Annotated in this window: 15 protein-coding genes and 1 riboswitch; of the genes, 7 read left to right on the top strand and 8 right to left on the bottom strand. The window is 63.3% G+C overall.

Translation table 11 applies throughout. From position 1 onward, the window contains the following. Positions 1-201 precede the first annotated feature (201 nt). Entirely contained in the window at positions 202-2,934 is a 2,733-nt protein-coding gene (locus FHW69_RS06520) for a TonB-dependent receptor (RefSeq protein WP_183422163.1), read from the bottom strand. Positions 2,935-3,055: 121 nt separating this feature from the next. Then, a complete protein-coding gene (glk, locus tag FHW69_RS06515) occupies positions 3,056-4,078 on the bottom strand; it encodes a glucokinase (RefSeq protein ID WP_183422162.1) in 1,023 nt (340 codons plus the stop codon). Between the two features lie 403 nt (positions 4,079-4,481). Here glk and FHW69_RS06510 point away from each other — a divergent pair, with 403 nt between their 5' ends. The 3 genes from FHW69_RS06510 to proP all read left to right on the top strand — a co-directional run bounded on the left by FHW69_RS06510 (position 4,482) and on the right by proP (position 8,615). Further along, positions 4,482-5,774: a sugar MFS transporter gene (locus FHW69_RS06510; protein WP_183422161.1), complete on the top strand. Its 1,293-nt coding sequence runs from the start codon at positions 4,482-4,484 to the stop codon at positions 5,772-5,774. Between the two features lie 92 nt (positions 5,775-5,866). Beyond that, positions 5,867-6,901, top strand: a complete 1,035-nt coding sequence (locus tag FHW69_RS06505) for a LacI family DNA-binding transcriptional regulator (protein WP_183422160.1) — start codon at positions 5,867-5,869, stop codon at positions 6,899-6,901. Between the two features lie 211 nt (positions 6,902-7,112). Then, positions 7,113-8,615 carry a glycine betaine/L-proline transporter ProP gene (gene proP / locus FHW69_RS06500; protein ID WP_183422159.1) on the top strand — a complete coding sequence of 501 codons (1,503 nt, stop codon included), beginning with the start codon at positions 7,113-7,115 and terminating at the stop codon, positions 8,613-8,615. 5 nt (positions 8,616-8,620) lie between these two features. Here proP and FHW69_RS06495 read toward each other — a convergent pair whose 3' ends face one another. From FHW69_RS06495 to zwf, 5 genes are all read right to left on the bottom strand, one after another. Continuing rightward, positions 8,621-9,475, bottom strand: coding sequence for a DMT family transporter (locus FHW69_RS06495; protein ID WP_183422158.1), 855 nt, complete (start codon positions 9,473-9,475; stop codon positions 8,621-8,623). Positions 9,476-9,603: 128 nt separating this feature from the next. Beyond that, a complete protein-coding gene (eda, locus tag FHW69_RS06490) occupies positions 9,604-10,245 on the bottom strand; it encodes a bifunctional 4-hydroxy-2-oxoglutarate aldolase/2-dehydro-3-deoxy-phosphogluconate aldolase (protein ID WP_183422157.1) in 642 nt (213 codons plus the stop codon). A 16-nt stretch (positions 10,246-10,261) separates the two neighbouring features. Then, positions 10,262-12,070, bottom strand: coding sequence for a phosphogluconate dehydratase (edd, locus tag FHW69_RS06485; RefSeq protein ID WP_183422156.1), 1,809 nt, complete (start codon positions 12,068-12,070; stop codon positions 10,262-10,264). Positions 12,071-12,199: 129 nt separating this feature from the next. Next, positions 12,200-12,892, bottom strand: a complete 693-nt coding sequence (pgl, locus tag FHW69_RS06480) for a 6-phosphogluconolactonase (RefSeq protein ID WP_183422155.1) — start codon at positions 12,890-12,892, stop codon at positions 12,200-12,202. After that, on the bottom strand, positions 12,892-14,364 hold the full coding sequence (gene zwf, locus FHW69_RS06475) for a glucose-6-phosphate dehydrogenase (RefSeq protein WP_183422154.1): 1,473 nt from the start codon (positions 14,362-14,364) through the stop codon (positions 12,892-12,894). The genes pgl and zwf overlap by 1 nt, the downstream gene beginning before the upstream one ends. Before the next feature lie 246 nt (positions 14,365-14,610). On the opposite strand from zwf, the gene FHW69_RS06470 reads away from it, so the two are divergent. From FHW69_RS06470 to nagA, 3 genes are read left to right on the top strand one after another with little or no spacing between them, the layout of a single operon-like run. Beyond that, positions 14,611-15,363 carry a GntR family transcriptional regulator gene (locus tag FHW69_RS06470; RefSeq protein WP_183422153.1) on the top strand — a complete coding sequence of 251 codons (753 nt, stop codon included), beginning with the start codon at positions 14,611-14,613 and terminating at the stop codon, positions 15,361-15,363. Between the two features lie 10 nt (positions 15,364-15,373). Continuing rightward, positions 15,374-16,408, top strand: a complete 1,035-nt coding sequence (locus FHW69_RS06465) for an SIS domain-containing protein (protein ID WP_183422152.1) — start codon at positions 15,374-15,376, stop codon at positions 16,406-16,408. Positions 16,409-16,421: 13 nt separating this feature from the next. After that, a complete protein-coding gene (gene nagA, locus FHW69_RS06460; RefSeq protein WP_183422151.1) occupies positions 16,422-17,561 on the top strand; it encodes an N-acetylglucosamine-6-phosphate deacetylase in 1,140 nt (379 codons plus the stop codon). A gap of 112 nt (positions 17,562-17,673) precedes the next feature. Here nagA and FHW69_RS06455 read toward each other — a convergent pair whose 3' ends face one another. After that, the gene (locus tag FHW69_RS06455) at positions 17,674-20,694 is read right to left on the bottom strand and encodes a carboxypeptidase regulatory-like domain-containing protein (RefSeq protein ID WP_183422150.1); all 3,021 of its coding nucleotides are present in this window, start codon (positions 20,692-20,694) and stop codon (positions 17,674-17,676) included. Positions 20,695-20,971: 277 nt separating this feature from the next. After that, positions 20,972-21,224, top strand: a riboswitch (cobalamin riboswitch). Positions 21,225-21,403: 179 nt separating this feature from the next. On the opposite strand from FHW69_RS06455, the gene FHW69_RS06450 reads away from it, so the two are divergent. Further along, positions 21,404-23,293, top strand: coding sequence for a TonB-dependent receptor (locus FHW69_RS06450; protein WP_183422149.1), 1,890 nt, complete (start codon positions 21,404-21,406; stop codon positions 23,291-23,293). Positions 23,294-23,352: the final 59 nt, after the last annotated feature.

Below are 23,352 nucleotides of genomic sequence, written 5' to 3'. Positions count from 1 at the left end.
AAGCAAAACAAGTCGGGCTGACGAACCGTGGCGCATGCGTACACTCCGTGTTTGACGCCGCATGGTGTCACGAACAGCGCCAGGTAAAACAGTCACCTAAAAAAACGGGCCCGAGCAATGGGGTTCGGGCCCGAGGGGAATGAAATCAATGAATGAGGCGGGACCATCCATGGTCCCCGATCCGTTGAAGCGATGCGGCAATTACATGGCGAAGTGCACGGCGGCCATGTAACGGCGACCGGTGGTGTACTTGCCCGACGGCTGATCCGGCGAGCCGATGTACTGCACGTACTGCTCATTGGTGAGGTTCATGCCGGACAGCGAGAACGAGGTGATCTCGTTCAACTTGTAGCCCAGCGTGGCACCGAGTTCGCCATACGCCTTGGTCGTGCCCAGTGCCGCGCCAGCGATGTAACCACCGGCGAGATACGCGCTGCGCCAGTTGTACGTGACGCGGGCGCTGAACGGGCCCTTCTCGTAGAACGGGCTGACCGTGTAGGAGTTCTTCGAGTTGTACGGCAGACCACCGCCGGAATCGAGCGACGCCTTGGCGTAGGTGTAGTTGGCCGTCACACCGAAGCCCGTATCACCGAACGCCTGCTGGTAGCTGAGGCTGCCACCGCGCACCTTGCCCGAACCGGTGTTGGCCGGACGCGTGACCTGGTAGGTGCAGTAGCCATCAGCCGTGCACAGACCCGATGCAAGCTGGGCTGCAAAGATGTCAGGCGTGTTGATGCTGCCGGAGTTGAAGTGGATTTCCGGAGCCGTGGCCAGCGTGACGTAGTCGGCCAGCTTCTTGTAGAAGCCGGTGACTGCGAAGTACGACTGCGGCGCGAAGTACCACTCGCCAGACAACGAGAAGTTCGTCGACTTGTACGGGCTGAGGTTCGCGTTGCCGCCCGAGCCGGTCAGCGGCGTGTCGTTGAGGAACAGGTTGCTTGCGACCTGAAGGTTGTACGGCACGCGGGCAATGACCTTGGCCGCAGCGAAACGCAGCACCACATCTTCGGCGGCGTCATAGGCAACGTTGACCGACGGCAGCCAGTTCTTGCTGGTGTTGGAGTTGGTGACGAACGAGCCCGGCGGAGGCGGCAGCGACGTCAGGCCCGGCTCGAACGACGAACCATCGGTGACCGTGTGTGCGTAACGGACACCCACGTTGCCGTGGAAGTCGCCACCGGCGAAGTTCAGCTGCGCATAAGCAGCGTTGGTCTTCTCAACAACGTTGTACGTACCGTTGAGGTAGGTACCCGGATCTTCGTTGCCACCGTTGGTCGAGCGCACCCAGTTGTACAGGGCGTTCTGGTCCGGGATCAGGTGGTTGGAGGCGCCGGAGAGAATGCCACTGAAGCCTCCCAGCGTATCGCTGTAGCCGTCCGTACCGAGTCCCGCGAGCGAGATCGGCGCATTACCGCCGTAGACGTGCGCCTGCATGCCTTCTTCGTGGCGATTGAAGCGGTAGCCCACGAGCAGCTGATTGAAGAAGGAGTCGAAGTCCTTGCTGAAATCGAGCTGTGCGTAGGTGTCACGCGAGCGCGCCGAATACTGGCCGTAGTTGCCTGCCCAGCCGCCACCGTTGGGCGTGTCGCCCATGTGCCAGTTGGCCGGGTTGCGTGCGGCATCCGGGCTGTCGAAGGCGAAGCCCTTGTTGATGTCCCAAGTGTAGCCGCCGCTGTACTGCGGCTCCATGAAGGCCTGCGAGATGTCGTTGTTCACCGCCTTGCTGTAACCGGCGGCGCCACCGATCGACCAGCCGTCGCCACGGTACGTGGACTTCAGGTCAAAGGCGGACGTGCGCACGACGGAGTGACGTACCTGGCTGTCCAGCAGCGACGCAGCAGGACCTGCGCAGGTGGGGCTGTCGTTGCCGCAGGCATGACCACCGGTCACCACACCGTTGTTGGTCGTGACCGACGTGAAGTTGTTCGGCGTCGCGCCGAAGAACGGATACAGCGACTGGTTGAAGTTGTTGAAGTTCTCGCGGACAAACAGGCTGTTGAGATCAATGTCCCAGTTGCTTGTCGGATGAATCTGGATACCCAGCGTGGCCGTGTCGCGCTTGCGCTTCTGCTGGAACCAAGCCGAGTTGACCTCATCGGGAACGATCAGGTTCGGGCTCAGCGAGCCGTTCGCAAGACCAGCCGCGACACCGGGGCTGCCGGCGTACTTGGAGATCGGGCTGTAGGTGAAGATTTCGATGCCCTGGCGGTCGATCTTTTCTTCGTAGTGCTGGATGGAGCCCACGATACCGAACGTGTTGCTGTCGTTCTTCCAGCTGTACAGCGCCGATCCGGACGGACGCGTACCCGGCGATGCCTGGTCGTTGTAGTTCAGACCAAACGACGTGCGCACGGTGTTGGCCGGTAGATCCAGCGGGTTGAGCGTGTGCAGCAGAATCGTGCCGCCCAGGCTACCTTCCGGCAGACGCGCTTCGGGCGACTTGTACACTTCCAGACGACCCACGACCTCGGGGGCGAGCATCGTGAAATCGAAACCACGATTCGGCTGTGCGCCGTACTGCCACGGCGTCTGCGAGATCGGCTGGCCGTTGAGGAAGGTGAGGTTGAGGCTGGGGTCCGTGCCATCAATGCTGACACGGTCGCCCTGACCGAACAGGCGATCAATCGCCACGCCCGGAATCTGCGTCATCGCTTCGGCGACGTTGGTGTTCGGGAACTTGCCGATGTCTTCGGCCGTCACGGCTTCGACGACAGCGTCGGCATTGCGCTTGGTATCGAGCGACTTCTCAAGACTGGCGCGAATACCGGTGACGGTAATGCCTTCCAGCTGTTGGGCCTTTGCGGCGTCGGCCTTTTCCTGAGCGGTCTTGGGCTTCGCCGGCTGCTGTGTCGCATCCTGTGCGAGCACGCTTCCGGTGAAACAACAGAGTCCGGCGATGATGCTCGCCGCCAGCAGAGTTCTACGATGCGACATGATGTCCTCCCCTCAGAGGATGCCAGCGACGGTGGTTTCGCTCCCACACACGCTGTGTTGCGATCTGGGCGGATGCCCGGCTTTTGATGCAAAGGTCTTACGCGTCCTTCCTTCCTGCTCTTCAGTGAGCGGTCGGGCCGTGCAGGTAGAGACCGGCAGCGCCGATCACGCCAAGCTGGCCGTGGTCCATCAGACGAACGGGTACTTGCTGGAGAAAGGCGCGCATGACGCCCTTGTTGAAAAACCTTGCTGAAAAACTGCTGGTCAGCAGCACGTCGCGTACCTGGGGCAGGATGCCGCCGGCCAGATACACACCGCCGCGTGCGCCGTAAAGAAGTGCCAGGTCGCCGACAAAACTGCCAAGCAGACCGCAGAAGACATCCAGGGCCTCGACTGCCGCGTCATCGCTCTTTGCGAGTGCCGCACGGGTAACGTCGGCGGGCTCCACCAGCGTTGCCGGCGTGTCGCGCAGCGTGCTGATGGCCTGATAGAGGTTGACCAGACCGGGCCCGGAAAGGGCGGTCTCGTAGGAAACATAATCGCGTCCGCGCGACAGAATGCGCAGGATGTCCATCTCACGCTCGTTGCCCGGCGCGAGACAGATCTGACCTGCTTCGGTCGGCAGCACCGTGGCGTGCTGCTTACCCGGAAGCAGCACCGCCGAGCCAAGCCCCGTACCCGGTCCCATCACCAGCACCGGCCCCGGGGCTGGCGCGGCCGTGGTTTCGATCACGGGGGTGGTGTCGTCGGCGGACAGGAACTGCGTGGCGTACGCCACCGCTTCAAAATCGTTGACCACGGAAAGGTCGGCCAGGCCCAGCGTGCTGCGGATGTCGCCAATGGACACCGGCCACGGAAGGTTTTCATTGACGATGGCGTCGCCCAGCACGTAGCCCGCGCTGGCTACCGAGCAGTGCTCGATGTGCACGGTGACGTCCAGACGTCCAACGAAGTCCTGCAACACCGCCGTCAGGCTCGGCCAGTCGGCGCACGCGTAGCGTTCATAACGAAGCACGGTGATGGGAGCGGCATCACTGCCGCTACGGACGAGGCCGATGCGCGCATGCGTTCCACCGACGTCAGCGGCGAGGAACACGCCGGATGCCGACTTTGCATGCAACTGCTGTTTGGCCGATTCGCCCACTGACTGCTCCCCTGGAGATCCGATGCCGTCACATGAAAAATTTGTGACGCGCCAACTTCTGCCGAGTCTGCGAAAGCAATGACAACGTTGTCAACAGGACAAATTTCCTAGACAGCCCGATATCCATAGCGCGTTGCAACATCGCTCCGGATGGCGTCCCGCCGGGCGGCTGCCGGATTTGCATTTCTTGCCGTATTTATCGCGATCAAAGAGTTTTTCCGCGTCGCATCAATGCCATGACGCATCGCCACATCGAAAGTGCAAATGGGTTTTGGCCGTCCTCTGACCCGCAATGACTTCAATTGACAACGTTACGCTTCCGGGTCAATAAAGGGACATTCGGGGCGTACCGGCACGGCGCCGGTACCGACGCAAGAAGCCAAGAGCACTGGGGAGTCACCACATGTCAGCCACACCGGTCACCGTCGGGGAAACCCGGCATTCCACTCTCCTGCCGATGATCATCATCGGCGTGCTGTTCTTCATCTTCGGCTTCGTCACCTGGCTGAATGGACCACTCATCACCTTCGTGAAGCTGGCTTTCGACCTGAATGACGTCAACGCATTCCTGGTGCCGATGGCCTTCTATCTGTCTTATTTCTTCCTCGCCATTCCTGCCTCCTGGGTACTGAAGCGCACGGGCATGAAGAAGGGCATGGGTCTTGGCCTCTTCGTCATGGCCATCGGCGCGGCGATGTTCGGCCAGTTCATCACCATGCGGATTTATCCGGGCGGCCTGATCGGCCTGTTCGTCATCGGCGCAGGTCTTTCACTGTTGCAGACGGCATCCAACCCGTATATTTCGATCCTCGGCCCCATCGACAGCGCGGCACAGCGCATTGCCTTCATGGGCATCTGCAACAAGGTGGCCGGCGCACTTGCGCCGTTTGTTTTCGGCGCGCTGGTGATGAGCAATATCGGCACGTTCGACAAGCAGATTGCCGATGCCGCATCGCCCACAGAGCGCGATGCCCTTCTAAATGCTTTTGCCGCCAAAGTGCACATGCCTTACCTCGTAATGGCAGCGCTGCTCGTGCTGCTCGCAGTCTGGGTCGTGCGCTCATCGCTCCCGGAAATCAGGCCGTCCGGCGCCAACAGCGAGCGGGAAATCGGTCACACCAAGGGAGGCATCCTGAGCTTCCCGCACCTGTGGCTGGGCGTGCTGTGCCTGTTCCTGTACGTGGGTGTAGAAGTGATGGCGGGTGATGCCATCGGCACCTACGGCCAGGGCTTTGGCATGACGCCCGAAGACACCAAACATTTCACGTCCTACACGCTGTTCGCGATGCTCATCGGCTACATCGCCGGCTTGCTGCTGATCCCGCGCTTCGTCTCGCAACAGCGCTATCTGGCGATTTCCGCGGTACTGGGCGTCGTGTTCTCGGTAGGCAGCTACTTCACCACCGGCTACGCGTCGGTGGGATTCGTAGCCGCGCTGGGTTTCGCCAACGCCATGATGTGGCCTGCCATTTTCCCCTTGGCGATCAAGGGCCTGGGCACGCTTACCGAGCGCGGCTCGGCGCTGCTGGTCATGGGCATCGCTGGCGGCGCCATCGTTCCGCAGATCTTCGCGCACCTGAAGCAGCACTTCGATTTCCAGGCCGTGTTCCTCTGCGTGATGGTGCCTTGCTACCTGTATATCCTTTACTACGGCTGGGCAGGTCACGAAGTGGGGCAGCGCCGGATCGAGCGCTGATCCAGACCTGAAGAGCCGGCCCTGATGGCCGGCTCTTCGCTTGTGTCATGCGGCTCCAGTAAGATGGACCGCTAACCAGTCGAGGCCATCGTTTGCGCAGTCCCACCATCAAGGATGTTGCCGAACGGGCAGGCGTGTCGCTGAAGACCGTCTCGCGCGTCATCAACCATGAGCCGTCGGTCCATGCGCGCACCCGCGACAAGGTGCTGCGTGCCATCGAAGCACTGGATTACCAGCCGGACCAGGCCGCACGCAGCCTTCGCAGCGCGCGCACGTTTGCGCTTGGCCTTGTCTACGACAATCCCAACGCGCATTACGTCATCGCCATGCAGAACGGCGTCCTGTCGGTATGTCGCGAGCGCGGATTCGGTTTGCAGATTCATCCCTGCGATTCGTCAGCGCCGCGACTTGCCGAACAGCTGTGCGATCTGGTGCGACGTTCGCGTCTTGCAGGACTGGTACTTGCACCGCCCATGTCCGAGCAGCCCGATCTCATTCGCATGCTGGCGGAGCAGAACATTCCCTTCGTACGGATCATCTCTGCCCGGCAGGACCCGCAGGATGGTTATCCGTGTGTCTTCGTGGACGACCGTGACGCGGCCTATGCGATTACCGAACACCTGATCCAACTCGGTCATCACCGCATTGGTTTCCTGTGGGGCGGCAAAGAGCATCGTTCCAGTCCCGAACGATATCGCGGCTACGAAGATGCGCTGCGCGAATACGGTCTTCCACTGGACAAGAAGCTGGTGGTGGAGGGCGACTACTCGTTCGACGACGGTTTCCGCGGCGCCCGCAAGCTGCTTGCACTCAAAGAAGCGCCCACGGCGATCTTCGGCAGCAACGATGAAATCGCAGCAGGCGTATTGGCTGCTGCACGCTCCGGCGGCATTGATGTGCCGTGGGAGCTTTCCATTGCAGGTTTCGAGGACAGCCCGTTTTCCAAACAGTCCTGGCCCGCACTGACCACCGCACGCCAGGCGACGGAAGAAATTGGTCGTCATGCAGCGCAGCGGCTTATCGCCGAACTGCAACGCGATCAGGGTGACACCACGCCATCCATCGCCAACGAAGGCTTCAGTCCGGAGCTTGTCGTGCGCGGATCAACTGCACCCCGCAGGCTGTAAGAGGTTTCTTCACAGGGCCTGAATGAGGCCCTGTGTTACTATCGCCGGCTGATGTTCGTGTCGCGTCGTGCTTCGATGCCTTGTCAACGACATCCACGTGTCCTGTTAGGACCGTTCGAGCGACGCACCATCCCCCGCGTTGCGCACCCTTCCCAAAGGCGGCTTGTCGGCTTCGTGCCCGTGTGCCTGCCTGTAAGAACAGGAGCCTCCCATGCAGGATCAATCGGGGCACGATGCCCATTTCGGCTGGTTCAAACGCCGTCGTAAGCATCTTCAGCCGGACGACCTCACCATTGTCGACCAGAGCATGCTCAAGCGCGCCGTGGGTGCCGCTGCCCTGGGCAATGCGATGGAGTGGTTCGATTTCGGCGTGTACGGCTACATCGCGGTGACGCTTGGCCACGTGTTCTTTCCCGGCTCCAGCCCCACGGCGCAGATCATCGCGACGTTCGCGACATTCACCGTGGCGTTCCTGGTGCGGCCCATTGGCGGCGCCGTCTTCGGGCCGCTCGGCGACCGCTACGGTCGGCAGAAAGTGCTGGCTGCCACCATGATCATGATGGCCGCGGGCACCTTCGCCATCGGCCTGATTCCCAGCTACGCGACCATCGGCCTTTGGGCACCCGCATTGCTTCTTCTTGCGCGTCTTTTGCAGGGTTTCTCGACAGGTGGCGAGTACGGCGGAGCCGCTACGTTCATCGCGGAATATTCCACCGATGCACGACGCGGACAGATGGGAAGCTGGCTGGAGTTCGGCACGCTGGGCGGCTATATCGCAGGCGCGGGCGTGGTCACCGCGTTGACTGCATTGCTGAGCAAGCAGGCGATGCTCGACTGGGGATGGCGAGTGCCGTTTCTCATTGCAGGACCGCTCGGCCTGCTCGGTCTTTACATGCGCATGAAGCTGGAAGAAACACCTGCCTTCAAAGCGCATGCGGAAGCCATGGAAGCCAACGACAACACGCAGCGCATCGGCTTTCGAGAAATGGTCGCCGTGCATGGGCGGCAGTTGTTGAAGTGTATCGGCCTGGTGCTGGTGTTCAATGTCACCGACTACATGCTGCTGACGTATATGCCCAGTTACCTCACCGTGACGTTGGGATACTCCGAAGCCAAGGGCCTTCTGCTCATTCTCATCGTGATGATGGTGATGATGCCGTTGAACGTGGTGGGAGGCTTTTTCAGCGACCGCCTGGGACGCAAACCGATGATCATCGGCGCATGCATCGCGATGTTCGCGCTCGCCATTCCATGCATGCTGCTGATACGTACAGGCAATGATGCGCTGATCTTCCTTGGCTTGATGGGTCTTGGCGTGGCCCTGGTGTGCTTCACCAGCACGATGCCATCCACATTGCCCGCACTGTTCTACACGCCGGTTCGCTACAGCGCGTTGTCCATCGCATTCAACGTGTCGGTGTCGCTGTTTGGTGGCACCACACCACTCGTCACGGCGTGGCTGGTGGAGCGTACCGGTGACCCGATGGTGCCTGCGTACTACCTGATGGGCGCGGCGCTGATCGGCATTCTCACGATGGCGTTCGTCGCCGAGACAGCCGGCAAACCACTGCGTGGCTCACCGCCCGCCGTGGCAACGCATGCGGAAGCAAAGGCGCTGCTGGCCAGTGATGCACCGCTGACCGTGGATGAGGCGTTGCCGCCACTGGCGGCAACAACTGGCGAAGAAGCGCTGCCGGAAGGGCGTCCGGCGTAAGGGCATCAGGCCGTGGCGATAATCACAATCGCCACGACCGCCAGCACGATACCGGCGATGTTGAGCCTGCTGAGCCGCTCGCGAAACGCGAGCGCGCCCACCAGCGTGCCGAGCACCACCACGCCGATGTTCATGGACGAGAAAACCAGCGAGGGCTGCGACGCCACGGCCTGATGGCCCTTGATGTAGAACAGGATGTTCGCGAAATTTGCGCCACCCAGCACCACGCCCATGCCGATGTTTCGCCAGTGAATGGCCGAGTGGCCCGCCACCGCGCGGCAGATCACCGCCAACCAACAGAGCACTGCGGCGATCAGGAATGAGGCGAGCATGGCGCTCGGGAAGGGCGCGCCTGCCAGCGCAACACGCTTGAACAGGATGTCGATCACTCCGAAACCTGCGAACACGCCGAGCGGAAGCAGCCAGCCTGCACGGTCCTTCGCTTCAGAGCGCTCACTGCGCATCAGGATCAGCACCACAGCCACCACGCCAGCGGCGATGCCGGCGCCTTTGTGCCATGTGAGCGTGTCGCCGAAGAAGGCAAACGCGGCGATCAGAGGCAGGAAGAGGGAAAGGCGTTGCGCGACGTCGGAACGCACGATGCCTGCCCTGCGCACTGAATAGGCCAGCACCACGAAGATCGACGGAAGTAGGATACCGAGCAGACCCAGGGCGGCCAGCGGCGCATCAGGCGCCTTGAGCGCGTCCAGCGAGGGATGCAGCAATGCCACGGAAAGCGCGGAGGCCACGATGTAGTTCGTGGCAATGGCTTGCACCACATCCACGCCTGCGCGACGCGCCAGTTTCAGGAGAACCGATACCGTGACGCTGAAGGCCACAGCCAGAACAATGTAAAGCATGAGAAGAGCTGCGCCGGGATGGGGTGGCGGCATGGTAGCGCGTCGGGCGTGGACTTAAGCCGGGTGCGGGAATCGCGGGCAAGCCTGCTCCCACAACCCGGTGGGAGCAGGCTTGCGCGCGAATGGACTCAACGAAGCGCCGCAGCCTCGCGTGCCAGCGCTTCGATGGCCGCGTAGTCGCCCGAGGCAAGCAGCGCTGCCGGCGTGAGCCACGAGCCGCCCACGCACACCACGTTGGGCAGCGAGAGGAAGTCCCGCGCGTTGGCGAGGCTGATGCCGCCGGTGGGGCAGAAGGTGATCTGCGGCAACGGGCTGGCCCAGGCGCCAATCAGCTTCGGGCCGCCAGCCGGAACGGCCGGGAAGAACTTCTGGAAGCGATAACCGCGCTCCAGCAGATTCATCGCCTCGCTGGACGTCGCGGCGCCCGGCAGAAGCGGCAGCTCGGAATCGTCGGCTGCATCGAGCAGACGCGGCGCGCTGCCAGGCGACACGGCGAACTTCGCGCCCGCCTTGAAGGCATTCTCCAGATCACGCGCCGTCAGAACCGTGCCCACGCCCACGACAGCACCTTCCACTTCGGCAGCAATCGCGCGAACGGCATCCAGTGCAGCAGCCGTGCGCAGCGTGATCTCGATGGCAGGCACACCACCGGCGACCAGCGCGCGAGCCATGCCCACGGCGCTGGCGGCGTCGTCGATGATGACGACGGGCACAACAGGCGCGAGCCGCAGGGTGTCTTCGACCAGCTTCTGTTTCGCTTCGGTACTCATCGGATCGCTCCAGTTATCAAAATACGCCCGCACCGAGATCGGCGGTGACTGCCGACTGTCGGAACATGGCGAAAAGTTCGCGGCCCATACCGGTGTGGTGAATGGACAGGTCGGTGGTGGCGCACTCGCGCGCCGACCACTCATCAGCGGGAACCAGCACCTCGATGGTGCCGGCGTGTGCGTCCAGACGCACGAGGTCACCGGTACGGATGCGGCCAATGGGGCCACCCGCTTCGGCTTCCGGCGTTACGTGGATCGCTGCCGGCACACGACCGGAGGCACCGGACATGCGGCCATCCGTCAGCAGCGCGACACGACGGCCGCGGTCCTGAAGGATGCTGAGGGTGGGCGTGAGCTTGTGCAGTTCGGGCATGCCGCGCGCACGCGGACCCTGGAAGCGCACCACGGCGACAAAGTCCCGATCCAGTTCGCCGCGGTCAAAGGCGGCCTTCACATCATCCTGCTCGTCGAACACGATGGCCGGCGCCTCGATGACCATGCGGTCTTCGGGGACCGAAGAAATCTTGATGACGCCGCGACCCACGTTGCCCGAAAGCATGCGCAGACCACCGTCATGGCGGAACGGCTCGGAGACGGCCCGCAGTACGCCGCGGTTGCCGCTTTCCTTCGCGATAGGCGACCACACCAGCTTGCCATCGCGCAGTTCGGGCAGCTTGCGGTACGCGTCCATGCCCACGCCCATCACCGTGTTGACGTCGCCATGCAGCAGGCCGGCGTCGAGCAGCTGGTCGATGAGGAAAGTCATGCCGCCCGCATCGTGGAAGTGGTTCACGTCGGCATAGCCGTTGGGATACACGCGGGCCAGCAGCGGCACCACTGCCGAGAGCGCGTCGAAATCATCCCAGCGCAGCTCCACGCCCGCGGCGCGCGCAATGGCGACCAGATGCAGGAGGTGATTGGTCGAACCGCCCGTCGCGTGCAGACCGATCACGCCGTTGACGATCGAGCGCTCGTCCACGATGCGACCCACCGGCATGTATTGCGACCCCAGTGAACTGATGGCCACCATGCGCTCGACCGTAGCCGCCGTCATCGCGTCGCGCAGCGGCGTGTCCGGCGGAATGAAGCTCGCGCCAGGCATGTGCAGGCCCATGATCTCCATGAGCATCTGGTTGGAGTTGGCCGTACCGTAGAACGTGCACGTACCGGCGCTGTGGTACGAACGGGCTTCCGCTTCCAGCAGCTCAGCGCGCGTGGCCTTGCCTTCGGCATAAGCCTGACGAACCTTGGACTTCTCTTCGTTGGGAATGCCCGAAGGCATTGGACCCGACGGCACAAAGGCGCTGGCCAGGTGACCGAAGCTGAGTGCACCGATGAGCAGACCCGGTACGATCTTGTCGCAGATGCCCAAGTACAGCGCCGCTTCGTACATGTCGTGAGACAGCGACACGGCGGTGGCCATCGCAATGAGATCGCGGGAGAACAGCGACAGCTCCATGCCCGGACGACCCTGGGTCACGCCGTCGCACATGGCCGGCACGCCGCCAGCCACCTGCGCGGTGGCGCCGAGCTGGCGGGCCACACCACGGATGATTTCCGGGTAGCGCTCGTAGGGCTGGTGCGCCGAAAGCATATCGTTGTACGAGGTGACAATGGCGATGTTGGCGGCGTGGCCGTTGCGCAATGCGTCTTTGTCATCGCCGCATGCGGCAAAGCCGTGGGCAAGGTTGCCGCACGACAGGTGATGCCGCTTCGTGCCGTGGCTGCGGGCGGCTTCGATTTTCGCAAGGTAGGCGGCACGCGATGCGCGGCTGCGCTCGACAATGCGCTCGGTGACCTCGGCGATCACGGGATGAATGGTCATGGCGAACTCCTGAGCTTTGACCGGCGTACCGCGTGCGACCCCCGCGCGCGATATCCGAAGACACCGCCGGCAGGGCGATATCTGCGCCCGGCGCACATGCGCCAGGCGACTGATGGGCGATTCACATCGTCACGGACTGAAGAAGATGTCGAGCGGAGTGCGCGACTGCTTCAGCACGGCAGCGATGGGATAGTTCTTTTCGATGGCTTCGGAAAGAACGGTGTTCTTTTCGTCGCCTTCAATGTGCAGATACAGCGCACGCGTGGCGAGCACGCGCGGCAGGCTGAGCGTGATGCGCGGCTCGCCGGCACCTTGCGCACGCATGGAAACGACGCCGTGCCTGCCGTCCAGATCCAGCGCCTGGGCGAGATGGTCGCCACCGGGGAAGAACGACGCCGTGTGGCCGTCCGGGCCCATGCCCAGCAGCACCACGTCAAACGGCTGCGGCAGTGCGTCGATGCGTGCATTGACGCTGTCCAGCGCGTCCTCCGGCGTGGGCGCGGCTTCGTACAGCGGCACGAACACGGCCTGCTCGGCGTTCTGCTTCAACAGCATGTCGCGCACCAGGCGCGCGTTGGAGCGCTCGCTGTCTTCACCCACCCAGCGCTCATCAACCAGCGTAACGGTGACCTTCGACCAGTCGATATCTGCGCGGGCAAGCAGCGCAAAAAAGACCTTCGGGGTGCCGCCGCCGGAGACCGCGATGGTGGCGTGGCCGCGCGATTGAATCGCTTCGCGCAGCTGTCCTTCCACGCGGTGCGCAAGCGCGTCGGCAAGCGTCAGGCGGTCGGCGAAATCATGACGATGTACGGTAGCGTTCATCAGCTTGCGTCCTCGGCCCACGTGCGGCCATCGCGTTCGATAAGCGCCACGGCGGCGCTCGGACCCCACGTACCTGCGGTATAGGCCTTTGGCATTTCGCCGCTGGCTTCCCATGCTTCAAGAATCGGACCTGCCCAGTTCCAAGCCGCTTCCACTTCGTCGCGACGCATGAACAGGGTGGGATTGCCACGCACGACGTCCAGAATCAGACGCTCGTAGGCGTCCGGCTGCTGCACGCCAAAGGCGGTGGCAAAGCTCATGTCCAGCGGCACGTGGCGCAGGCGCAGACCGCCCGGGCCCGGGTGCTTGATGGTCAGCCACAGCTTCACACCCTCATCCGGCTGCAAGCGCAGCGTGAGGCGGTTGGGCAGCAGCGGGCCGCTGGCCGGATCGAAAATCGAGTGCGGCAGCTGGCGGAAGGTGACCACGATTTCCGACACCCGCGACGGGAGGCGCTTGCCGGTACGCAGATAGAACGGAACACCGGCCCAGCGCCAGTTGCCGATCTCCGCCTTGAGGGCGACGAAGGTTTCGGTACGGGACTGGTCGCTGCCCAGCTCATCGAAATAGCCCGGCACGCCCTGACCTTCGGCCGCACCGGCACGGTACTGGCCGCGCACGGTCAGCTGGCCGGCGTTGCTGGCATTGATCGGGCGCAGCGAGCGAAGCACTTTCAGTTTTTCGTCGCGCACCGCATCCGGGGACAGCGACGACGGCGGCTCCATGGCCACCATGCAGACCAGTTGCAGGATGTGGTTCTGCACCATGTCACGCAGCGCGCCCGCGCGGTCGTAGTAGCCGGCGCGATGGCCGACGCCGACGGTTTCCGCCACGGTGATCTGCACGTGGTCGATGTGCGAGGAATTCCACAGCGGCTCGAACAGGGCGTTGCCAAAGCGCAGCGCCAGCAGGTTCTGCACCGTTTCCTTACCGAGGTAATGGTCGATGCGATAGGTCTGCGATTCGTTGAACACGCGGGCCACGGCATCGTTGATCGCGTTGGCGCTGGCAAGGTCGCGGCCGATGGGCTTTTCCAGCACCACGCGCGAGCGCTCGCCATTGAGGCCATAGCTGCCCAGGCGCTCGCAGATGTCCACGAAGAGTTCGGGAGAGGTCGACAGATAGAACACGCGGATGTGGTCGGGATGTTCGCCGATCATCGACGCGAATTCGTCCCATCCGTCCGCCTTGCGCGCGTCCAGCGAGCGGTAGCCGATCATCGCGATGAAGGCGTCCAGCGTGGCCGGCACGATGTGCGGCACGGACTTCTCGACCGCCTCGCGCACCTGGTTGCGGTAACCGGCATCGTCCAGACCTTCGCGCGCCACGCCGATGATGCGGCTGGTGGTCGAGATCTGCCCGTCAACAAATCGGTGGTACATCGCAGGCAGCAGCTTGCGCACCGCCAGATCGCCGGTGCCGCCGAAAATCACCAGATCGAAGGGCTCGGTCGGCAGGAGAGAAGCAGTCACGGTGGTCACCTCAGTAGATCCGGGAGGGGGAGGGGGACGGCGCAGTCGATCATACCAGTGTCATACCAGGGCGAACCAGCCCCGTACCAGTGCTGCCGACAATTTACGATTTTCACCGCCATGATTATGAATGTAAGCGTTTACATTGGCCATTTAAATCGTGCAAACGGCCGTTTGAAAATCTGACTGCCCCGGGAAGGGGGCACATGCTTGCTCCAGTGGTCGCCAATTGGTATCTTCATTGGCATGGAAAGCGCTCTCGTCGCCGAGTATCAACGTCTGCAACACGACCCATCCGCACGCCTTCCCCTGGCGTACATGCGGCTGCGTCGTGCCATCCGCAACGTCATCGAAAACGGTGAGGTGCAGGTCGGCAACGCCCTGCCAAGCGAACGTGACCTGGCCCGCGCCCTCACGCTGTCCAGAGTCACCGTTCGCAAGGCCATTGGCGGCCTGGTGGAAGACGGCCTCCTGACCCAGCGCCATGGTGCCGGCACGTTCGTGTCAGAACGTATCGTCAAGCCGCTGTCGCGGATGACCAGCTTTACCGAAGACCTCCGGGCACGCGGTCTCAATCCCCGCTCGGAATTCTTCGAACGCGGCATTGGCGAGGTAACTCCCGAAGAATCCATGGCGATGAACCTGTCGCCGGGCACTCAGGTGGTCCGCCTGCACCGGCTGCGTTATGCCGGCGATGAGCCCCTGGCCATCGAGCGCAGCGCCGTGCCGCTTTCGCTGCTGCCCGATCCGTCGCTGGTGGAAGATTCCCTGTACGAAGCGCTGGACAAGCTCGGCTGCCGACCGCGACGCGCCTTGCAGCGCCTGCGTGCCGTGGTGCTTGGCCCCGCGCAGACGCGCCTGCTGCGTCTGAATGCCGGCAGTGCGGGCCTCAATATCGAGCGCCGAAGCTTCCTCGACGACGGACGCATCGTCGAATTCACCTGCTCCTGGTACCGCGGCGACATCTACGACTTCGTCGCGGAACTGCAAAGCGAATGAGACCATCCACATGACGATCCAGCCGCACGACACCCTGATGTTTCGCGAGGCGCACGAAACCGCCGACGTCGTCGAGCGCCAGCTCGCCGCCAACGAGGAAGTGGTCAGCAAGCTCGCCGCACATCTGCGCGCACACACCCCGCGCATGATCATCACCTGCGCCCGTGGCAGTTCCGACCACGCGGCCATGTACGCCAAGTACGTCTTTGAAACCCAGCTGGGCGTGGTCACCGCGTCCGCGTCGCCGTCGGTCACTTCGGTGTATCGCGCGCCGCAGCAGCTGGAAGGCGCGCTGTATATCGCGGTATCGCAGTCAGGCAAGAGTCCGGATCTGGTCCGCAACGCCCAGGCGGCGAAAAAGGCGGGGGCGTATGTCGTGGCCATGGTCAACGTGGTCGATTCGCCGCTGGCGGAAACCGCCGACGTGGTGATTCCACTCCATGCGGGCCCCGAAAAGAGCGTTGCGGCCACCAAGAGCTACCTCGGCGCACTGTTCGCCATCCTGCATCTGGCCGCCCGCTGGAGCGAAGATCCTGAGGCCAGTCAGGCACTCGTGGATCTTCCCGCCCAACTGCGCCAGGGCTGGGACGCGGACTGGAGTTCGCTGACCGACGGGCTGGTGGATGCACGCAATCTGTTCGTGGTGGGCCGAGGCTTCGGCTTTGCCGGTGCACTGGAAGCGGCATTGAAGTTCAAGGAAACCTGCGGCCTGCACGCGGAGGCTTTCAGCGCCGCCGAGGTGAAGCATGGTCCGATGGCGCTGGTCGGCCCGGAATTCCCGGTGCTGTTCTTTGCCCAGAACGATGACACGCTGCGCAGCGTGCTGGACGTCGCCGCCGAGTTCCGCAAGCGCGGCGCCAAGGTCTGGGTGGCCGCACCTGGCGCGACCGGTGACGACATCCTGCCACTGACCGCCACGGCGCCCATCGCCGCGCCGCTGGTCACCGTGCAGAGCTTCTATCGCGCCACGGCTGCCCTTGCCCTCCGCCGCGGGTTCAATCCCGACGTGCCGCCGCATCTCAACAAGGTCACCGAGACCGTCTGATCCGGAGTTCAGCATGACTATCGCCCTCGTCAACGGCCGCGTACTGACCGATCACGGCTTCCAGAGCGGCTTCGCCGTCCTCGTCGAGGGCGACAGAATCACTGGCCTCGCCCTGCCGTCCGACCCGCGCGTCCGCGCGGCGGAGCGTCACGACCTGGGCGGCCACACGCTGCTTCCGGGTTTCATCGACTGCCAGGTCAACGGCGGTGGCGGCGTGCTGTTCAACGAAGAACCCACGGTGGAAGCCATCGCGCGCATCGGACAGGCCCATCGCCAGTTCGGTACCACCGGCTTCCTGCCCACGCTGATCAGCGACGATGCGCAAGTGATGGAACGCGCCATTGATGCGGTGAACAAGGCCGTGGAGCAGGGCGTACCGGGCGTGCTTGGCATTCATCTGGAAGGCCCGTTCATCGCGCCGGAACGCAAGGGCGTGCACGACGCGACCAAGTTCCGTGTGGCCGGAGCGTCGGACGTGGCCATGCTCGCGCGCCGCCACGGCGGCGTTACCTTGCTGACGCTTGCTCCCGAACGCACCACGCCGGACGTGCTGACTCAACTGGTTGATAACGGCGTGATCGTCGCGGCGGGCCACACTGCTGCCGACTACGACACTACGCGTGCCGCCCTGGTGGCCGGTGTGCGCGGTTTCACCCATCTGTTCAACGCCATGACGCCCTTCACCAGCCGCGAGCCGGGCGTGGTGGGTGCCGCACTGGATGATGCCGGCAGCTGGTGCGGCCTGATCGTCGACGGTCACCACGTGCATCCCGCATCGCTGCGCGTCGCCATTGCCGCCAAGGCAAAGGAACGCATGATGCTGGTCACTGACGCCATGCCGCCGGTCGGTTCGGACAATCCGGACTTCGTGCTCAAAGGCGAAACGATCACCGCGCGCGATGGCATCTGCCAGACCGCCGACGGCACGCTCGCCGGTTCTGCGCTGGACATGGCCACGGCCGTGCGCAACACGGTGGAAATGGTGGGCATCCCGTTCGATGAAGCCGCACGCATGGCCTCGACATATCCGGCAGCATTCCTCGGACTTGAGAAAACCCACGGCCACATCGCCGCCGGCTATCGCGCCGATTTCGTGGTGATGGACGATAATTTCGGCGTCGTGGAAACCTGGATCGGCGGCAAGCTGAGCTGATTCCCCCGCTGAGCAAAAGCCCCGCAAAAAAAACCGGCGCTCCTGCGCCGGCTGATAACAGGGGAGTTGAAGTGCGCGCCCGGATACGCTGCCCGGGCGCGCCGTAGTACGGTTACAGCGAGAAGTCGTAGCGCACGCCGAACCGGAAATAGCGCGGGTTCTGGAATGCCAGCGGACGACGATAGTCCTCGCTGGCAATCGGCAGACCCGTCACCTGTGACACCGTTGCCGTTTCGCCCACGTCCACCTGGCTGACGACACGCTGGTTGCCCGCCACGTTGAACACCGCTGCCGTAAATGCCAGCGGCTGGCTCGCACCAGCCCACAACGGGCGATATTCAGCGTTCAGGTCCAGCTGCCACGTGTACGGCAAGCGACCGCGCGAGCCACGCGGTGCGGGCTTGAATCCGCATTCGAAGTACGAAGCGCCGTACTGAATCGCATCCACCGGGTCCAGGCCAATGCAGTTGGCCGGACGGCCCGATGCGATGGCCACATTCGTACCCAGCAACCATTCCTGCGTGGCCTGGAAGTAGCCGTACGCCTTGAACGCATGCGTGCGGTCGTTCGGCAGCGGACCATTGGTGAACTGCATGATTTCCGGCGCATCCCAATCCTGGGTCACCGACGGATCAAGCTGGCCAATGTCAGACTTCAACTGACCTTCGGAGTTGCCGTAGCTGCGCGAGAACGTGTACTCCGCGCGCCCGTACCAGCGCGTGTCGAAGTGGTGTTCCAGATACATGTTCAACGCGTAGTAGCTGCGTTTGAGCGGAGGGAAGCCCACGCCGGCATCCGTGACGAAGTCTTCCTTGGTTAGCGCGAACGGCACGAAGTTGCCCGCGCCATCCACGTCCACGAGGAACGTGTTCGACTTGCCCGGATTGAACAGGTAGCAACCCGGAATGCTGGCGTTGCTGATATCAATGCCATTGCGCGCGGCGTATTTTTCGAACGGACGCGAGTCGCAGAAGTCGTCGATGGAACTCTTCAGCTTGCGATAGGTGAACTTGGCGCCGAAGCTCCAGTCCGGATTGATCGCCTTGTCGAAGCCCAGGATGTATTCATCCTGGAAGTACGCATCAATGCCCTGCGCGGCCACGGTCTTCGGATTCGGCGTGGAGCCATCTTCGCCATTGAGATACGAACGGCTGCCGAGCTGCGTGAGGCCCGTGGGTTCGCCGTTCGGCGACACACCCGAATAGGTGTAGTACTCGCTGTAGTACATCGACGCGGATGCGCCGCGAATGGCCACGTTGGACGGAATGGCCAGGTGGTAACGACCCGCGTTGGCATAGACCTTGAAGCTGGAGTCACCGAACACATCCCAGGTCACACCCAGGCGCGGTGCGAGCTGGTGGCGCTGCTTCACATAGACATCGCCGGCGCCATTGAGGTTCTTGAACTGCTCATTGCGCAAGCCGATGTAGGCCATCCAGCGATCCGAAATCTGCCATTTGTCTTCGATGAACTGCGCTTCCTGCTCCACCTTGACTGTGGCGCCGGTCTGGAACAGACGCTTTTCAACGACGTACGCGGTGCCCGGCGGCGGCACAATGTCGGGGCGGCCGGTAACCCGGCCGGCATTGCGGTAGACCCAGCGGTAGCCGCCTTCGTAGATGTTGCCCGCCGTGGATTCCAGTGACTGGTTGTCCACACCCGCGCGCAGGTCGTGGTCGCCCAGCACGTATTCCACGTCGAGGCGCCAGCCGTGTGTCTTGTCCTTCGCGCCTTCGCCCAGCACGGTGCCGTTGACCAGGCCGCAGCCAACGATGGGGCTGGTGATGTTGCGGCGGCTGTCCGTGATCCACGGGCAATTCGGCGAGCCGGCGTAGTCCAGATCGCGCACGTGATTGGTGGTGGTGTGGCCGTACAGCGCGTTGATGGTCAGGTTGTCGGTGATGTAACCGGTGTACTTGCCGATGTACACATCACCACCTGGCGCCGAACCTGCGCCTGCATCGAAATTCTTGAGCTTGTCGCGACCGATGTAATTGCCCTGCGTGTTCGTGGCGTAGTTATACACATAGACGCCCCGATCCACGTTGGTCTTGTCGCCGATACCGGTGATTTCGAGCAGGTGGCTGTCGGTGATGTTCCAGTCGACCTTCGCCATCCACTTGGTGGCCTTGGAGGTCTGATGAGTCTTTTGCGGCGCAAGGATGTTGTTGACGAAGATGCTGTCGGAGCTGGTGAAGTCACCCGCGGCATACAGGAACAGCTTGTCCTTGATCAGCGGGCCGCTGATGTAGCCGGTGTACTGCATATCGGTGCTCTTGTTGTCGCCACGATACTGGTAAAGCACACCGTTGCTGCGATAGATGCTGCGCGGCGACTGGCGCAGATACTGCGGCGTCACGTACATGCCGACGCCAGCTTTCCAGTCGTTGCCGCCACGCTTGGTCACGATGTTGATCACGCCGCCCGTCGAGCGACCATATTCCGCGCCGTAGCCGCCCGTGAAGATCTGCTGCTGGTCGATGGCGTCGAACGGCAGGCTGGTGAAACCCAGGCCGGTGAGGGCGTTGGTCACCGAGTAACCGTTGATGTAGTACTGGTTTTCCGACGCCGAGGCGCCACCGAACGAGGCCACGTTGCCGTAACGGCTGTCGCCGCTCACCACGCCGGGCGCCAGCAGGGCAGCCGAGGTGACGTCACGCGCCAGCGGCAACTTCTGCAACTGCTGGGAGGTGAGCACGGTGCGCGAGTCGACCGACGACACGTCGATGGCCGGAAGCACGTTGCTGGTGACCTGCACGCCTTCCAGGTTCTGGGCACTGGTGGCCGTGGGCGCGCCGCCGAAGGACACATCCACGCCGCCGCCCAGTGCGACCTGCACCTCGTCACGGGTTTCGACGGTAGCGCCCCCGCGCTCCACCGACACCTTGTAGCGGCCCACGGGCAGTGAGCCCACGCGGTAGCGACCCTCCGAATCGACGCTCACATCGCGGGCGAAGCCCGTATCGAGGTTTTGCAGATGGACGGTGGCGCCGGCCGGGTCAGCCACGCGGCCGAAAACCACACCGGAGGCATTGGACTGCGCAAGGACCACGCCGCTGGAAAGACTCAACCCCAGGGCAAGACATAAGGCGGTACGACGCAGCACAGGGCTGCGGTAGATAGAACGCTGCATGTTGGCACTCCCCGAATTAACAGCCATAGAGGCAATGGCAAGCCGCCGTCGCACTCTTGTTCTGAGTTCGGTCCATCCATACCGCCGGGCCCATCGCCCCCTCCGGGCAATGCACAAACCGGTTGTATCCCCTGCCACCACGAGGCATCTCGTGACCGGACGCCGGACTCACCCCGACCCTATTCGCAAAAACTTGCGAAGGTCAAGAGATATCTCTCAGCCCATTGGAAGTTGTGACGCAAACACGTTCTTAACTTGCTCGCCGGGAGGGGGGCGGCTAGAGTGGCGCCGTTCGGGTGTCCCGAGGGCGTTCGCCCAAAGGATTAAACGGGAAGCCGGTGCGTCGCCCCATGGGGCTGACAAGGCCGGCACTGCCCCCGCAACGGTAAGTGAAGGGAGGCCGGTACGTCCGGTCTCCGGAAAGGGTGAGATGCCACTGCGCTTTATCGCGCGGGAAGGTGCCCGTTCCGATATGCCTCAAAGCATGTGATTCATGAGTCCGGAGACCGGCCCGATAGCTCGCATGCGTTCTCGCGTGCGCAGTTCCCATTTAAGTTCGTCTGGTTCGCGGAGGGCGAATCGGGAGCATCGTGCCCGGCCGCATTTTTCATGCGCGCGCCGGATCGTGTTCGTTGTTCGCCTTCCCGTGCCGGTCGTGTTGTCTGGCTGATTTCCGCACGTTTTGGGTGCGGCAAAGGAAGAAGAACGCATGAAGAAGACCCTGCTCGCGACCGCCCTGCTGTCGTGCATCGCCGTGGCTCACGCCGCCGACCGCAATGACGCGGACAAGCTTGACCCGGTGGTCGTCACCGCCACGCGTACGGCCATGCCGGTCGATGAAACGCTGGCGCCGGTCACCGTCATCACCCGCCAGGACATCGAGCGCCTGCAGCCGCAGTCCGTCACGGACCTGCTGAAGGGTCTTCCGGGCGTGGCCGTGGTCACCAGTGGCGGTATTGGCCAGCAGACCTCGCTGTTCATGCGCGGCTCCAACTCCAGCCACACGCTGCTGCTGATCGACGGCGTCCGCGTGGGCACCGTGGGTGCGGGCATCCCGGCTTACGAGCAGATCCCCGTTGAGCAGATCGAGCGCATCGAGATCGTGCGCGGCCCGCGCTCCAGCCTGTACGGCTCCGATGCCATCGGCGGCGTGATCCAGATCTTCACCCGCCACGGCCAGACAGGCGAGGCACCGACGCCGTCGCTGACCATGAGCGCAGGCAGCCATGGCCTGGTCAGCGGCCAGTTCGGCCTGTCCGGCGGCACCGCACACAGCTGGTACAACGCCAGCCTCGGCGGCCAGTACACCAGCGGCATCAACGCCTGCCGCGTGGGCGCCGCCGAAGCCTATGCAGGCTGCTTTGCCGACGAGCCGGATCACGACTCCTACCGTACGTACAACGGTTCGCTGAGCGGTGGCTACCGCTTCGACAACGGCACCGAGATCTCGGCCAACTGGCTGCGCAGCAAGGGCGACATCGAATACGACGGCACCTTCCAGAACTACACCCGTCGCACGCAGCAGGTCGCCGGTGCGAAGCTGGCCTTCAACGCCATGGACATCTGGCGCATGACGTTCAACGTGGGCCAGAACATCGACCGCGCGGACAACTACCTGAACGGCCCGCAGTTCGACTACCTGACCAACCTTCCGTTCAACGCCAATATGGAGCGCGCGGGCTACCTGTACTCGAAGCGCAATCAGGCCTCCTGGCAGAACGATTTCACGCTGGCCCCGGGCCAGATCCTGAGTGCCGGCGTGGACTACCAGCGCGAGCACCTGGACAGCGACACCGCCTACGCCCGTGATTCCCGCAACAATACCGGCGTGTTTGCCCTGTACCAGGGCGTGTTCGGCCCGCATGAAATCCAGCTGTCGGCCCGCCACGACCACAACACCCAGTTCGGCAACCACAGCACCGGCGCGGCCTCGTACGGCTTCCGCTTCGACAACGACGTGAAGATCACCGCGTCGTACGGCACCTCGTTCCATGCGCCGACGTTCAACGACGTCTATTACCCGTACGGCGTGCCGGTTCAGCTCAAGCCGGAAAAGGCCCGCAATGCGGAAGTCGGCGTGTCCGGCACGCCGGGCATCTGGACCTGGGCCGTCAACGCCTACCAGACGAACTACTCCGACCTGATCGGCTTCGACGCCAACTACCTGCCGATCAACGTGTCCAAGGCACGCGTCCGTGGCGTGGAAGGCCAGTTCGGTGCGGACATGGACGGCTGGCACCTGCGCACGTATCTCACCTGGCAGCAGCCGCGCAACCGTACGACCGGCGTGCAGGACGGCAACCGGCTCGCGCGTCGCCCGGATCAGATCGGTCGTATCGACCTGGACCGCGACCTTGGCCAGTTCTCGGTCGGCGGCACGCTGAACGGCGCAGGCAAGAGTTTCGACGACGCGGCCAACACCCGCCACCTCGGTGGGTACGCCACGACAGACCTGCGCGCCACCTGGCGTTTCCAGCCGGCATGGAGTCTCCAGGCCAAGGTCGCGAACGTGTTTGATCGTTCCTACGAAACGGCATCGTTCTACAACCAGCTGGGCCGCACGTTCTATCTCACCGTGCGGTACATGCCCGGCCAGTAAGTCGCCCGGCAAACCTCACTCCCGCCCCCTGCCTTCCGGCAGGGGAGCGACTTCAGGCA

The organism is Luteibacter sp. Sphag1AF (genome assembly GCF_014192715.1).
In the GTDB taxonomy this organism is placed as follows: domain Bacteria; phylum Pseudomonadota; class Gammaproteobacteria; order Xanthomonadales; family Rhodanobacteraceae; genus Luteibacter.
The sequence above is the reverse complement of the archived record's forward strand: the minus strand, read 5'-3'. Positions and strand labels throughout refer to the sequence as shown.

What these genes read in the sequence shown, in the direction of transcription:
- FHW69_RS06510 (WP_183422161.1), top strand. Translation starts at nt 4,482, where the DNA reads ATGTCAGCCACACCGGTCACCGTCGGGGAAACCCGGCATTCCACTCTC.
- pgl (WP_183422155.1), bottom strand. Translation starts at nt 12,892, where the DNA reads ATGAACGCTACCGTACATCGTCATGATTTCGCCGACCGCCTGACGCTT.
- nagA (WP_183422151.1), top strand. Translation starts at nt 16,422, where the DNA reads ATGACTATCGCCCTCGTCAACGGCCGCGTACTGACCGATCACGGCTTC.
- FHW69_RS06520 (WP_183422163.1), bottom strand. Translation starts at nt 2,934, where the DNA reads ATGTCGCATCGTAGAACTCTGCTGGCGGCGAGCATCATCGCCGGACTC.
- edd (WP_183422156.1), bottom strand. Translation starts at nt 12,070, where the DNA reads ATGACCATTCATCCCGTGATCGCCGAGGTCACCGAGCGCATTGTCGAG.
- proP (WP_183422159.1), top strand. Translation starts at nt 7,113, where the DNA reads ATGCAGGATCAATCGGGGCACGATGCCCATTTCGGCTGGTTCAAACGC.
- FHW69_RS06455 (WP_183422150.1), bottom strand. Translation starts at nt 20,694, where the DNA reads ATGCAGCGTTCTATCTACCGCAGCCCTGTGCTGCGTCGTACCGCCTTA.
- FHW69_RS06470 (WP_183422153.1), top strand. Translation starts at nt 14,611, where the DNA reads ATGGAAAGCGCTCTCGTCGCCGAGTATCAACGTCTGCAACACGACCCA.
- FHW69_RS06495 (WP_183422158.1), bottom strand. Translation starts at nt 9,475, where the DNA reads ATGCTTTACATTGTTCTGGCTGTGGCCTTCAGCGTCACGGTATCGGTT.
- FHW69_RS06465 (WP_183422152.1), top strand. Translation starts at nt 15,374, where the DNA reads ATGACGATCCAGCCGCACGACACCCTGATGTTTCGCGAGGCGCACGAA.
- FHW69_RS06450 (WP_183422149.1), top strand. Translation starts at nt 21,404, where the DNA reads ATGAAGAAGACCCTGCTCGCGACCGCCCTGCTGTCGTGCATCGCCGTG.
- eda (WP_183422157.1), bottom strand. Translation starts at nt 10,245, where the DNA reads ATGAGTACCGAAGCGAAACAGAAGCTGGTCGAAGACACCCTGCGGCTC.